This is a genomic window from Pseudomonas sp. BF-R-01, from assembly GCF_019946615.1.
In the GTDB taxonomy this organism is placed as follows: Bacteria; Pseudomonadota; Gammaproteobacteria; order Pseudomonadales; family Pseudomonadaceae; genus Aquipseudomonas; species Aquipseudomonas migulae.
This window is the reverse complement of record NZ_JAGYFX010000001.1, coordinates 226764-239392: the sequence shown is the minus strand read 5'-3', so window position 1 is coordinate 239392 and position 12629 is coordinate 226764. Positions and strand designations below refer to the sequence as shown.

Here is a 12629-nt window from a genome sequence, read left to right as displayed (position 1 = left end):
AGATGCGCAGGCGCTATGGAGGAGAAGCTCCTGGCGCGCTTGCTGGAGGCCGGCGCTACAGGCCCGCTGCCGGTGCTCAAGGCGACCGTACAAACTAACGGCGCCAGGCTCAACAACCTGCCGGCCTGGCTGGATCAGGCTGGTTTGTCCCCGACGCAGCGGCAGGAGGTGATCGGCGGGATCGTCCTCGGCTCGCTGTCCGGCGTTCTCAAGCAGCCGCCAGCGGCTGCAGATAGCGCAACCGTAGTTACGTTGCGCGTCCCTGGTGCAGGCCCGCGCGGCTGACCTTTCTATTAATCGGGGCATGCTCAATGCCCGCACACTGTCTGAGTAATTCAATCATGTCTGACTACCAAGCTCCCCTGCGCGATATGCGCTTTGTGCTCAATGAAGTGTTCGAAGTCTCCAAACTGTGGGCCCAGTTGCCGGGCCTGGCTGAAGTGGTGGACGAAGACACCGCCGCGGCCATCCTCGAAGAGGCCGGCAAGGTCACCGGCGGCGTGATCGCCCCGCTAAATCGCAGCGGCGATGAAGAAGGCTGCTCCTGGAGCGACGGTGCGGTGAAAACCCCGGCCGGCTTTCTGGACGCCTACAAGACCTACGCCGAAGGCGGCTGGGTCGGCCTCGGTGGCGACCCGGTATTCGGCGGCATGGGCATGCCCAAGGCGATCTCGGCTCAGGTCGAGGAAATGGTCAGCTCGGCCAACCTGTCGTTTGGCCTCTACCCGATGCTGACCGCCGGCGCCTGCCTGTCGATCAATGCCCACGCCAGCGAAGAGCTGAAAGAAAGATACCTGCCGAACATGTACTCCGGCATCTGGGCGGGCTCCATGTGCCTGACCGAGCCGCATGCCGGCACCGACCTGGGCATCATCCGCACCAAGGCCGAGCCGCAGGCTGATGGCAGCTTCAAGGTGTCCGGCACCAAGATCTTTATCACCGGCGGTGAGCACGACCTGACCGAGAACATCATCCACTTGGTACTGGCCAAGCTGCCGGACGCTCCAGCAGGTCCGAAAGGCATCTCGCTGTTCCTGGTGCCGAAGTTTATGGTCAACGCCGACGGTTCTCTGGGCGAGCAGAACAGCCTGTCCTGCGGTTCCATCGAACACAAGATGGGCATCAAGGCTTCGGCCACCTGCGTGATGAACTTCGACGGTGCCACCGGCTGGATCGTCGATGCGCCGAACAAGGGCCTCGCTGCCATGTTCACTATGATGAACTACGAGCGTCTGGGCGTGGGCATCCAGGGCTTGTCCCTGGGTGAGCGCAGCTACCAGAACGCTGTGGAATACGCTCGCGACCGTATCCAGAGCCGCGCGCCGACTGGTCCGGTGGCTAAAGACAAAGCCGCTGACCCGATCATCGTGCACCCGGATGTGCGCCGCATGCTGCTGACCATGAAAGCGTTGAACGAAGGCGGTCGTGCCTTCTCCAGCTACGTCGCCATGCAGCTCGATACCGCCAAGTTCAGCGAAGACGCCGCCACCCGCAAGCGCGCGGAGGAGCTGGTTGCCCTGCTGACCCCGGTGGCCAAGGCCTTCCTTACCGATATGGCACTGGAAACCACCACCCATGGCCAGCAGATATTCGGCGGCCACGGTTATATACGTGAGTGGGGCCAGGAGCAGCTGATTCGCGACTGCCGCATCACCCAGATCTACGAAGGCACCAACGGTATCCAGGCGCTCGATCTGGTCGGCCGTAAAGTGGTCGGCAGCGGCGGTGCGTTCTACAAGCACTTCGCCGAAGAGATCAAAGCCTTCACCGATTCGGCCGACAGCAGCCTGGCCGAATTTATCGAGCCACTGAAAGGCGCCATCGCGAACCTTGAACTGATGACCGCTGACCTACTGGAGCGGGCCAAGGCCAACCCGAACGAAGTCGGTGCTGCCTCGGTCGAGTACCTACAGGTGTTTGGCTACACCACCTACGCCTATATGTGGGCACTGATGGCACGTACCGCCCTGGCCAAGCAGGATCAGGACGAGTTCTACGTCAGCAAGCTGGGCACCGCACGTTTCTTCTTCGCTCGCCTGTTGCCGCGTATCCACTCGCTGACTGCTTCGGTTAAAGCCGGTAGCGAGAGTCTGTACCTGCTGGATGCGGCGCAGTTCTGATCGTCCCATGCCCAGGCTCCCAAGCCTGGGCAAACTCCTGATCGCGGCATGCCTGCCGTTGTACGTACTGCGCGCCGATCCAACATTCAAGCCCTCAACAAGAACCAGGTAGGCCTCAGCATGCTGAAGACAAAAATAATTACCTCCGCGCAAGGTGCCTACAGTTATCCCTTGCTGATCAAGAGCCTGCTGCTGTCTGGCCAGCGCTAGGAAGCAGAGCAGGGACTGCGCCAGAACTGTCCCGGCGTAGCGCCTATGATTAACTTGTAGACCCGAGTTAGGGGCTGGTCGGCGACCCACGAGGTGATGTCTACCTCAGCCAGGCTGATAGCAGTTCCCAACAGTTTGTGCGTTCGCCGCACCCGTGCATTCTTAAGAGCGGGCCCTTTGGACCCTTCTTCACGGCAACATCAATCGCCAACTGTCAGCGATCTCCCGACCGAGCCGTTTCAGTCTGGAGACCCTGGGCACTCCGGGGCAAAGCCTTTCCACCACTCAGGTCGGTCAGGTTGCTGCTGATAGGTCTGCACCTGATCAGCCGCACTGCCCAGCAGTTGCTCGACGCTGAGACCTCGTTTGACTACATATTCATCCAGCTCGCGTACAGCACGGGACAACACTTCGTAGCCGCCCGTGAACACCGCAGAGGTCATCTCTGTGGCGCAGGCCCCGGAAAGTAAAAAGCGCGCGACGTCCAGCCCGCTACGAGCGCCGTTGGTGGCGATCAGCGGGTAATCGTCGCCCATGGCTCTGCGCGTCATCATCAGCCAGCGCGCGGTCAGTGGTAGCGCCCAACCGCCACCTATTGCGGCACTGGTTCCCAGCACGGGCAGCCCGGTTTCCAAATCCGGCAGAAAGCCCATGAAACGTCCCATCATCACGACACTGTCGGCTCCGCCCCTGCGCGCGGCCTGAGCCAGGCCGACGACGTCCTCGCTTTGCCCGGTGAGCTTGATCCACAGCGGTAATGTCGTCGCCTGCCGGATACGCGACACAATGGCTTCAATGCGTGCGGCGCCCCTCTCAAGGACGATGGCGCCCTTGGCAGCTTCTTCACCGTGAGGGGCACCAATGTTCAGCTCCAACACTCTCAGGCCAGCCTGTTCGATCTGCCGGGCGTACTCCGCACATTGTTCAAGGTCACTGAGGATCAGGCTGGGAATAACGTAAGCATCTTGCTGCCGAGCTTCCAGATCCAGCTTAACCAGGTCGTCGAGCCATTCGGCAAAACCGCGCTGAACCAAGCCTGAGCGACCGAACAGGCTGGCATCAGGCGGCGGGGAAAAGTCCCACGGCAAACGGTTCCAGTTCGAGTCCAGCAGCACATAGTCCGTCTTGTCGAGCTGGTGCTTGGCGGCTTGTGATTCATTGGTGGATTTGGCTACCACCGCACCAGCACCGGTGGCCAGGGCTGCGCGGATAGCATCGCGAGTCATGGACTGCTCGCCAGCTCCACAGATGACCGGGTTCTTAAAGGACAGTGTCCCAATTTGTGTGATAAGTCGCGTCATGACCGTGCACTCACAGGTTCATCAAGCGGGAAGCGTTGCCGGAGGTCATCTTGCGAATATTCTCGTCGCTGTAGTTCAGATCCAGCAGTTGGCCAATCACGTTACGAAAGCCCTCGGCGATGCTTGGATTGCCTTGCTGGCCCAAGTCGGAACCGAGAATGGTCAGGTCCACGGTTCCCGCTTCGATCACTTGTTGCAGGAATTGATCATCGTAGAATTTGAACTTCGATCCAGGCACCCACATGCACATGGAGTGCTCCATGTAGACGCCAGCACGTGCCAGTTCGCGCATGTCATCGAGCGTGGCGTCGACCACGTAGGTCGGATGGTTGACCAGCAGTCTTTTAACCCCACGTTTGCGAGCTTCTTCGAACAGCGGCCAGATTTCCTTGATGTTGAGGTGACCGGCAGACAGCACCACGTCTTCTGCGGCAATCAGGTCCAGGATCGCTTTCACTTCTTCCTTCAGACGACCGTTGTCATCGAGCACGGTCAACGGGATCGGCTGCAGCATGCGTTGGGTGGTTTGTGGGAATTTCTCGGTGAATTTCTCGTCCTGATGGTGATGGGCAATGTGGTTGGCCGAGGAAAACGTCGGCATCCAGACCAGTTTCGCCCCCAATTTCAAGCCGTGCTCGACGGCATGGACGTTGAGCCCGCCGACCGAATTGTTCAGGGGGACGCCCGACAGCATGTGAACGCCAAGCTCGTTGAAGTGTTTGTTCAGCAGGGTCGTCACCGGTGTGCAGCTGTAATAGTGATCCTTGAGCAACACCGCCTTCAAACCAGCCTCGCTGGCTTCGCGCATGGCTTCAACATGGTCGCAGTAGCGCGGCATGACCGAGGGACCGCTGTGGCAGTGCAGGTCGATGGCGCCGCGCATGAGGCTGTCGATTCGCGCTTCACGTTCTTCGTTGGTGGATGTATTGATGATGGCGTTCATGGGGTTACCTATTGTTGTTTTGCAGGCGGTTCAGCGAGTCAAACTGTGGAAATGACGCACCTGTTGAGTCCAGCCAGCGCGTAGCACCGCCTGGTCCGAGCCCAGAATGAAAAAGCGCATCCCCTTGTTGCTGAAGCGCTCCAGGTCTTCGCTGTTGGAGACAAAAATTCCGGCAGCTTTGCCGGCTTGAAGTGCGGCGTCGATCACACGGCTGACAGCCGACTCGACGCGCGGATCATCCAGCGTATTGACGCCGAGCGAGACGGCCAAATCGGCTCGTCCGACCAACAGGCAGTCGATCTGCTCGACGCTTGCGATCGCCGCGAGGTTGTCCAGTGCCGCGCGGTCCTCGATCTGGGCAATGATCGCGTGACGACCATCCTCAGCGGCCATGTGTTCGACGAGGTTGGCGTTGCCATAGCGGCCGGCCCTGGGCGAGTTGGAGAAACCACGGCTGCCATGGCGATACCGGGTTGCCTGCAATATCTGACGTGCCTGTGCAGCATCGACGATATGGGGCAAAACCAGGCCGTCGGCACCCAGGTCCAGCGCTTGCAACAGCGTGGTGGGGCGTTCGTCAGCGACGCGTACCAAACCGGCCACCTGCGCCGCGCGACAGGCCAGCAGACTACGATCAAGGCTGCTTTGATCGAAGGGCGCGTGCTCGGCGTCCAGCACCACTGCATCCAGCATGCAGTCACCGGCAATTTCCACCACCGCATGGCTTGGTGTTTTGATGAACGTGCTGATCAGTGACTGTCCAGCGCGCAGTCTGGAAGAGAAACTCATGCCGTTCATGACTGTGCTTGCCCGGCGTCGGCGAATTCGCCAGCCTGGTATTCGATCAGGTGCCGATAGTCATCGCGAATCGGCGAGAACACGTCCAGGTTCATCACCACGTCGTCACCGATCGGTTCGGCGTAATGCACCACATGGGGTGGTATGCGGATCATGCTGCCCGGTCCCCCTTCGACCACGTCGTCACCCAAATGAAAGCGCACGCGTCCTTGCACGATGATCACCAACTGTTCGAAGGTGTGGCTGTGGGGAAAAACATCCATGCCCGGGGTCAGCCAGTTCATGACGCACAGCGTGTTATCGCCACGGAAAGCCACGCGCTCAACGCCTTTACGGACGGTTTCGCGAGGCAGGTCATCCCAGTTATGAAGCAGTGCATTGGCAATACTCATCGGTTCGTACCTTTATTTCTCTTGTAGGAATTATATTTCTCTGTGAGATAAAGCTAGCGCGCTCGACAATAAGTGGTCAAGCGACTTTTTTGGCCTTGACATCCAAGCTTTTTGACTCCTAGGATTGCGCTACACAGAGAAACAATGTTTCTTTCAATGAAACTGGTTGCGTTCAATTCTCCAAAGGTCAAATTACATGCGAGTTATCGAATCCCTGCTGATTGACGGTCAATGGTCTGCTGGCGCCCACGAGCGTCAGGTCGATGTGTTTAACCCAGCCACCGGCGAGTTGATCGCTAAGCTCAGCCTGGCCGCGACCGCCGATCTGGACCGCGCGCTGGCGGCGGCACAGCGTGGCTTTCAGGTGTGGCGCAAGACCTCGGCCTACGAGCGCTCGAAAATCCTGCGTCGTGCGGCCGACCTGGTGCGTCAACGTTCGGATGAAATAGCAGCGCTGATCACCCTGGAACAAGGCAAGCCGCTGGCGGAAGCCAAACTTGAAGCCTTCGGCGCTGGCGATCACATTGATTGGTACGCCGAAGAAGGACGTCGCGCGTACGGCCGAGTGATTCCTGCGCGTGCCCGAGGCGTCCGACAAACCGTCTTGCGCGAGCCCGTAGGGCCGGTAGCGGCTTTCAGTCCCTGGAACTTCCCGGTCAGCCAACTGGTGCGCAAGATTGCCGGCGCACTGGCGGCCGGCTGTTCGATCATTGCCAAAGGCCCGGAGGAAACCCCTTCATCCTGCATCGAGTTGTGCCGGGCGTTTCAGGATGCCGGCGTGCCTGACGGCGTACTGAACCTGGTGTTTGGCGTACCGGCCGAAGTGTCCGATTACCTGATCCGTTCCGAGATCATTCGTAAAGTGTCGTTCACCGGCTCGGTACCGGTCGGTCGCGCGTTGGGTGCGCTGGCGGGTCAGTACCTCAAGCGCTGCACGCTGGAACTGGGCGGGCATGCACCGTTCATTGTTTGCGATGACGTTGACGTCAAGGCCGTGGCGGCGTTGGGGGCGGGCCTGAAATTCCGCAATGGCGGCCAGATCTGTGCCTCGCCTACGCGTTTCTATGTGCAATCGGCGGTGTATGAGCAGTTTGTTGATGCGTTCTGCGCGGCCGGTGCAGCCATCAAGATCGGTGACGGCCATGATGCTTCGACGCAGTTGGGCCCGTTGGCCAATCCACGTCGCGTGGCCGCTGTGCAGGAGTATGTCGATGATGCTCTGGCCGTCGGCGCTCAACTGGCGCTGGGTGGTAAAACCGTCGACGGCGCAGGCTTCTTCTATCCCGCCACGGTGCTGACCGATGTGCCGGAAAACGCACGGGTGATGAACGAAGAACCGTTCGGCCCGATCGCGTCCATTGTCCGCTTCGATACCGTCGAAGAAGTCATCGAGAAGGCCAATGGCTTGTCCTTCGGGCTGGCAGCGTTCGCGTTCACACGATCGATCCAGCGCGCTACGTTGCTGGCAGATGAATTGGAGTCCGGCATGGTCTCCATCAATCACTTCGGCCTGGCTGCACCGGAAACGCCGTTCGGTGGTGTCAAGGACAGCGGTTATGGCAGCGAGGGCGGAAGTGAAGGGCTGGACGCGTATTTCACCACCAAATTCGTCAGCCAGATCGGCTGAACAAGGACGCCCAACACCGAGAACAATGCCAATGCAAACCTTCGATTTCATTGTGGTCGGGGCCGGTTCCGCTGGCTGTGCCTTGAGCGCACGGCTGGCGAACGCTGGCAAACAGGTCCTACTGCTCGAAGCAGGGCCGGCTGACAATCATCCTTACATTCACATTCCCGGCACCTTCATCCGGGTTCACGGCTCCCGGCGTACCTGGATGTATCGCACCGAACCCGAGCCTTTCGTCAACCAACGCCAGGTCTACATTCCACAAGGCCGCACACTGGGGGGTGGCAGTTCGGTCAATGCGATGATTTATATTCGCGGCCAGGCAGAAGACTATGATGATTGGCAGGCCAACGGTTGTCCCGGATGGGGATGGCAGGACGTTCTGCCGGTGTTTCGGCGCTGTGAGTCGAATGTCCGATTAAGCGGTGTCTTGCACGGCCAGTCGGGCCCGCTGACTGTCAGTGACCCGGGGCACCGGCATGCCTTGAGCCGCGCCTTTGTGCGGGCGGCTGTCGAAGCGGGGGTGCCCGAGACAGATGATTTCAATGGCGCGAGGCAGGAGGGCGCGGGCTTCTATCAGACCACCACTTCACACGGTCGGCGCGCCAGTTCGGCGGTGGCTTACATACGGCCTTTGCGCAACAACATAAACCTCAAGGTGCTCACCGAGACCCATGTCACCGAACTGCTGTTCGATGGCCGTCGGGTCACGGGTGTTCAGGCCGTGGATCGTGAAGGCGCTGCGATCAGCTTTGCCGCCCGTGCAGAGGTCATTGTCAGTGCCGGAGCGATCGCTTCACCCAAGCTTTTGATGCTGTCGGGGATCGGGCCACAGGCTCACCTGGAAGAAATGGGCATTGCAATGCGAGTTCACTCGCCGGGTGTGGGCGAGAATTTCCAGGATCACCTCAGTGCTTCGGTTTATGCGCAAACGCGTGAACCTGTCAGCTTACTCGGACATGACCGAGGCTTGCGGGCGTTGGGGCATGGAATCAAGTACCTGGCCAACCGTTCGGGCCTGCTCAGCTCCAACGTGGTCGAGAGCGGGGCCTTTGTTGATGCCACCGGTTGCGGCCGGCCCGATGTGCAATTTCACGTGGTGCCCGCGCTGGTCGGTGACATCGACCGGTTGCCCCCCAGTGGCCACGGTATTTCGATCAACCCTTGTGCCTTGCGGCCACGCTCGCGCGGCCAACTGCGCCTCAAAAGTGCTGACCCGATGCAGGAAGTGTCACTCAAGGCTAATTATCTGAGTGATGAGCACGACCTTCGTACCATGGTCGCTGGAGTGAAGTTTGCTCGACGCATCCTGCGTGCACCATCGCTGGCCTGCGTGGTGGAAAACATGCTGTTGCTTCCTGATCACGACGACATTCCAGATCATGTGCTGGAGGACTACGTGCGCAGTGTTGCAAAAACCGTTTTCCATCCTGCGGGAACCTGTCGCATGGGGACGGATGCCAACGCAGTGGTCGGGCCCGATTTGCGGGTGCATGGCGTGCAGGGGCTGCGCGTCGCCGACGCGTCGATCATGCCGACCATCGTCAGCGGCAATACCAATGCGCCCTGCATCATGATCGGTGAACGGTGTGCCGATTTCATTTTGGGGAGCGCAGCCTAGTCCGTTCAAGCCCCACACCTCTTCGCATGCACAACAATTACAAGAGTACAGCGATGAACCTCATATCCCGCAGCACCTTCGACAATGAACAGGACAGCCTGCTCTACAACCGTATCGCCTGGCGCCTATTGCCGTTTCTTTTCGTTTTATATGTGGTCGCTTTTCTGGATCGCGTGAACGTTGGCTTTGCCAAGCTTCAGATGTCGGCCGATATCGGTTTGAGCGATCTTGCGTTCGGTTTCGGCGCCGGGGTTTTCTTCATCGGCTACTGCCTGTGCGAGATCCCCAGCAATATGATCCTGCAGCGCGTAGGGGCGAGGTTCTGGATCACCCGGATCATGATCACCTGGGGATTGCTGTCGATCTCAATGATGTTCGTCAAAACGCCAACTGCCTTCTATATCCTGCGCTTTCTGTTGGGCATGGCAGAGGCCGGTTTTTATCCTGGGGTCGTGCTGTACATGACCTACTGGTTTCCTTCCTACGCGCGGTCCCAAGGCATGGCCTGGTTCAATCTGGGCATTGCGATGGCCGGCGTTCTGGGTAGTCCGCTGTCCGGCTGGATCATGCAGACGTTTGCCGGCGTAGCGGGCATGGCGGGCTGGCAATGGTTGTTCTTGCTGGAGGGGATACCGGCCGTACTGCTGGGTATCGCGGTGTTCTTTTACTTGGACGATCGACCTGGCAAGGTGCACTGGCTGAGCCCTGAACAGAACGCCCGTGTGGTGCAGCAACTGGCGGCTCAGCGTCAGCAGCATGAAGCGGCAGGGGCTGGCCACAACTTCCGCGCGGCATTCGTCAATAAAGATTTGTGGTGCCTGATCTACGTCAACTTTGCATTACTCTGCGGCACCTACGGTGTGTCGTTCTGGTTGCCGCAGATCGTTCAGGGTCTTGGAGTGAAGAGCCTGTTTCAGACCGGGTTGATCGCTGCCATTCCCTTCGCGGTGGCCTCGGTCGTCATGGTATTGGTCAGTCGCCACTCGGATAAAAAACGTGAACGACGTTGGCACGGTACGCTTTGCAATCTGGCTTCTGCCCTGGGGCTTGCCATCGCGGCCTGCTTCCATGATCAACCTGTGTTGTCGTTGGCAGGGTTGAGTCTGGCCATGTCGGGTGGTCTGGCGGGTTTCTGTGTCTTGTGGGCGCTGCCCGGTGTGCTGCTCACCGGGACTGCAGCGGCGGCGGGGATCGCGTTGATTGCCACCGTCGGTAATCTGGGCGGCTATGCCAGTCCGTTCATGATGGGGTGGGTCAAGCAGAGCAGCGGGCATCTGGAATATGGTCTGTATGCACTGGCCGGAATGACGCTGATAGGGGCATGGGTGATGTTTTCAATCAAGCCTCCAGGCGCCAGGGACGCTAAGGGATTGCCTGAATTATCGAGCGTCTGATATCGCAGATCAACACAAGTGTTTCGGCAGGAGATACAATCGGGCTTTTCCAGTTATCGACTAGAGGTGACCTCTTGGAACAGGATGATGAAAAGCCCACCACTGGCCCCGTATTGCTGGAATCGGTGGAAATGGTCTTCCGTCTGCTCGATGAGCTGACGGCCGCGCGCCGCCCTTTGGGGGTGACCGAACTGGCGCATCTGCTTCAAACCGCCAAGCCCAGGACCTACAGGCATCTGGCCTCGATGCGTCAGCTTGGCATCCTCGAGCAGGATCCCGTCAGCGAGAAATACCTGCTCGGGGCCCGCCTGGTTGCCTACGGTGAAGCGGCCGGTGAGCAGTTCGACCTGCGCGCCATTGCTGATCCTTACCTGACGCGTATTCGCGACGCCACGGGGCAAACCGCACTGCTGGCGGTCGCCACCCATGACACTGCGCTGGTTGTGTCGTGTGTCGAGTCCAAAGCCAATGTGTGTATTTCGGTCAAGCCGGGTAATCGTGTACTGCCTTACTGTTCAGCACAGGGGCGCACGGTGCTTGCGTTCTCCGATGCCGCCAGTCAGCAACGAGTGATGCGCCGCAAGATGCCGCGCCTGACCGAGCGCACGCTGCATGATCCAGACGCGCTGATGCAACGACTGGAGTTGATACGCCAACGCCTGTATGACGACGCCGACGGTGAAGTGACCATGGGTATCAATGCTTTGTGCTGTCCGATTTTTCGCGAAAATGACCTGATTGTCGGGACTATCGGCATTGTCGGCCCTAGCGCGGCAATTGCCACGCCGCCGCCTGCGGCCATGCTGCGTGAGTTGCAGTCGGCAGCAGCGGAAATCAGTGAGCGATTACACGCGGGAACGTACCGGCGGTTGTAGTCGATGCCCAAGCCACCTCTTGTATCGAAATGGTAGCTTGGGCGCTTCCAGCCAGGTTCGGCGGATCAGAAGAGGTTGATCGGATACTCGGTGATCAAACGCACCTCGTTGAGGTTTACGCCTCGATCAGGACTCCTGAAGCTTGCTTGGCGTACCCTGAATGACAAGTCCTTGGCTCGTCCGGATTGCAGCACATACTTGACTTCTATATCCCGCTCCCATGCGTGACCGTCATCGGTCTGCGCGGTGTGGAAGTCCGTCCCCTTCAGATAGCGCGTCATAAAACTAAGCCCCGGCACGCCGAGGGCGGCAAAGTTTAAGTCGTAGCGGGCCTGCCAGGAGCGCTCGTTTTCGTAGTTGAAGTCCGAGTATTGCACTGAGTTGGCCACGAACACCGTGCTGTTGCCGTCCACGCCGTAGCTGTATTTGCCATGGCCGGTGACGCGCTGGTGGGCAATCATGAACGTGTGCGGCCCGGCTGCCAGCGAAGCCGCCAGGCTCCAGATGCGGTTGTCCAGCACACCGCCGCGCTGCTGGCCCTGGCTCTTGGTGTCATAGCCGTTGAAGTCGAACTTGGTGGTGTAGCCGTCGCCCAGGGGCAGGCTGGCAGTAGCGCCCACGTAGTATTTGCGCCAGTAGTCCTCGACATCCGAATGGTAGACCCGGGCATTGAGGTTGCGGTTGATCTGGTAACTGCCGCCGATCAGGTCGAGGGAGGTGAGACGGCCGCTGTCATGCTCGCTTTGGTCTCGGCTGCGCATGGCGGTGAAGTGGCCGGCGTGCAGGGTCAGGTCGGTGATTTCCTTGCTGGTGACGAGCCAGCCCTGGGTGGTTTCCGGCAGCAGGCGATTGTCGCTGGTGGCCAGCACCGGCAGGTTCACCAGTTGCTCGCCGTACTTGAACAGGGTGTTTGACAGTTGCGCCTTGACCGCCACACCGCCCTTGGCATATTGGGATTTGGCGCCGTCACTGTCCTCCTCGAGCAACAGCGTCCCACCGCCCTTGCGGCCGTTGCCGGTGTCCAGCTTGATGCCGAGCAAACCGATGGCGTCCACACCGAACCCGACGGTGCCCGTGGTGAACCCGGATTCGAAAACCCCGATAAAGCCTTGGGCCCACTCTTCCGAATAGTTTTGCGACGTGCGGTTGTCGAGGAAGTTGCGGTTCATATAAAAGTTGCGGGCTTTTATGGAAAAGTGCGAGTCCTCGATAAAGCCACTGTTGTCGGCCAACGCGCTCAGGGGGAGGGTGCAGGTCAGCGCAACATGAAACACATGTTTGTTCTTCATTTTCACATCCCGGGTGCAGGGGCGCACGCGCCGGCCAATGGGCTCGGCCGAACGCTGCG

11 protein-coding genes and 1 pseudogene are annotated in these 12629 nt (G+C 59.5%); 7 read left to right on the top strand and 5 right to left on the bottom strand.

The genetic code is table 11. The features are described from left to right. Positions 1-15 precede the first annotated feature (15 nt). The 3 genes and pseudogenes from KGB27_RS01180 to KGB27_RS01170 all read left to right on the top strand — a co-directional run. Positions 16-285: a hypothetical protein gene (locus KGB27_RS01180; protein ID WP_223552588.1), complete on the top strand. Its 270-nt coding sequence runs from the start codon at positions 16-18 to the stop codon at positions 283-285. Between the two features lie 56 nt (positions 286-341). Next, complete coding sequence (locus KGB27_RS01175) at positions 342-2120, top strand: acyl-CoA dehydrogenase C-terminal domain-containing protein (protein WP_223552586.1); 1779 nt, start codon at positions 342-344, stop codon at positions 2118-2120. A gap of 120 nt (positions 2121-2240) precedes the next feature. Beyond that, positions 2241-2327, top strand: a pseudogene (locus KGB27_RS01170) (hypothetical protein); the annotation flags it as partial. A 242-nt stretch (positions 2328-2569) separates the two neighbouring features. On the opposite strand, the gene KGB27_RS01165 reads toward KGB27_RS01170, so the two are convergent. Genes KGB27_RS01165 through KGB27_RS01150 form a run of 4 tightly spaced genes read right to left on the bottom strand, consistent with a single transcriptional unit; the run spans position 2570 to position 5764 of the window. Beyond that, positions 2570-3631 (bottom strand): dihydroorotate dehydrogenase, encoded by a 1062-nt coding sequence (locus KGB27_RS01165; protein WP_223552583.1) that lies wholly within the window; start codon positions 3629-3631, stop codon positions 2570-2572. A 10-nt stretch (positions 3632-3641) separates the two neighbouring features. Next, on the bottom strand, positions 3642-4574 hold the full coding sequence (locus KGB27_RS01160; RefSeq protein ID WP_223552582.1) for a DUF6282 family protein: 933 nt from the start codon (positions 4572-4574) through the stop codon (positions 3642-3644). 30 nt (positions 4575-4604) lie between these two features. Further along, positions 4605-5363 carry an HpcH/HpaI aldolase family protein gene (locus KGB27_RS01155; RefSeq protein ID WP_223552578.1) on the bottom strand — a complete coding sequence of 253 codons (759 nt, stop codon included), beginning with the start codon at positions 5361-5363 and terminating at the stop codon, positions 4605-4607. A gap of 5 nt (positions 5364-5368) precedes the next feature. Then, on the bottom strand, positions 5369-5764 hold the full coding sequence (locus tag KGB27_RS01150) for a cupin domain-containing protein (RefSeq protein WP_223552576.1): 396 nt from the start codon (positions 5762-5764) through the stop codon (positions 5369-5371). Positions 5765-5960: 196 nt separating this feature from the next. Between KGB27_RS01150 and KGB27_RS01145 the strand changes: the two genes are divergently transcribed. The 4 genes from KGB27_RS01145 to KGB27_RS01130 all read left to right on the top strand — a co-directional run bounded on the left by KGB27_RS01145 (position 5961) and on the right by KGB27_RS01130 (position 11281). Further along, a complete protein-coding gene (locus KGB27_RS01145; protein ID WP_223552574.1) occupies positions 5961-7391 on the top strand; it encodes an NAD-dependent succinate-semialdehyde dehydrogenase in 1431 nt (476 codons plus the stop codon). 31 nt (positions 7392-7422) lie between these two features. After that, complete coding sequence (locus tag KGB27_RS01140; protein WP_223552571.1) at positions 7423-9012, top strand: GMC family oxidoreductase; 1590 nt, start codon at positions 7423-7425, stop codon at positions 9010-9012. Beyond that, the gene (locus tag KGB27_RS01135) at positions 8979-10406 is read left to right on the top strand and encodes an MFS transporter (RefSeq protein ID WP_223552568.1); all 1428 of its coding nucleotides are present in this window, start codon (positions 8979-8981) and stop codon (positions 10404-10406) included. The genes KGB27_RS01140 and KGB27_RS01135 overlap by 34 nt, the downstream gene beginning before the upstream one ends. Positions 10407-10480: 74 nt before the next feature. Continuing rightward, on the top strand, positions 10481-11281 hold the full coding sequence (locus KGB27_RS01130) for an IclR family transcriptional regulator (RefSeq protein ID WP_223552559.1): 801 nt from the start codon (positions 10481-10483) through the stop codon (positions 11279-11281). Between the two features lie 65 nt (positions 11282-11346). On the opposite strand, the gene KGB27_RS01125 is transcribed toward KGB27_RS01130, so the two are convergent. Beyond that, positions 11347-12570 (bottom strand): OprD family porin, encoded by a 1224-nt coding sequence (locus tag KGB27_RS01125; RefSeq protein WP_223552557.1) that lies wholly within the window; start codon positions 12568-12570, stop codon positions 11347-11349. Positions 12571-12629 lie beyond the last annotated feature (59 nt).

Coding starts and splice junctions, on each gene's coding strand:
- KGB27_RS01180 (WP_223552588.1), top strand. CDS start 16: ATGGAGGAGAAGCTCCTGGCGCGCTTGCTGGAGGCCGGCGCTACAGGC.
- KGB27_RS01175 (WP_223552586.1), top strand. CDS start 342: ATGTCTGACTACCAAGCTCCCCTGCGCGATATGCGCTTTGTGCTCAAT.
- KGB27_RS01165 (WP_223552583.1), bottom strand. CDS start 3,631: ATGACGCGACTTATCACACAAATTGGGACACTGTCCTTTAAGAACCCG.
- KGB27_RS01160 (WP_223552582.1), bottom strand. CDS start 4,574: ATGAACGCCATCATCAATACATCCACCAACGAAGAACGTGAAGCGCGA.
- KGB27_RS01155 (WP_223552578.1), bottom strand. CDS start 5,363: ATGAGTTTCTCTTCCAGACTGCGCGCTGGACAGTCACTGATCAGCACG.
- KGB27_RS01150 (WP_223552576.1), bottom strand. CDS start 5,764: ATGAGTATTGCCAATGCACTGCTTCATAACTGGGATGACCTGCCTCGC.
- KGB27_RS01145 (WP_223552574.1), top strand. CDS start 5,961: ATGCGAGTTATCGAATCCCTGCTGATTGACGGTCAATGGTCTGCTGGC.
- KGB27_RS01140 (WP_223552571.1), top strand. CDS start 7,423: ATGCAAACCTTCGATTTCATTGTGGTCGGGGCCGGTTCCGCTGGCTGT.
- KGB27_RS01125 (WP_223552557.1), bottom strand. CDS start 12,570: ATGAAGAACAAACATGTGTTTCATGTTGCGCTGACCTGCACCCTCCCC.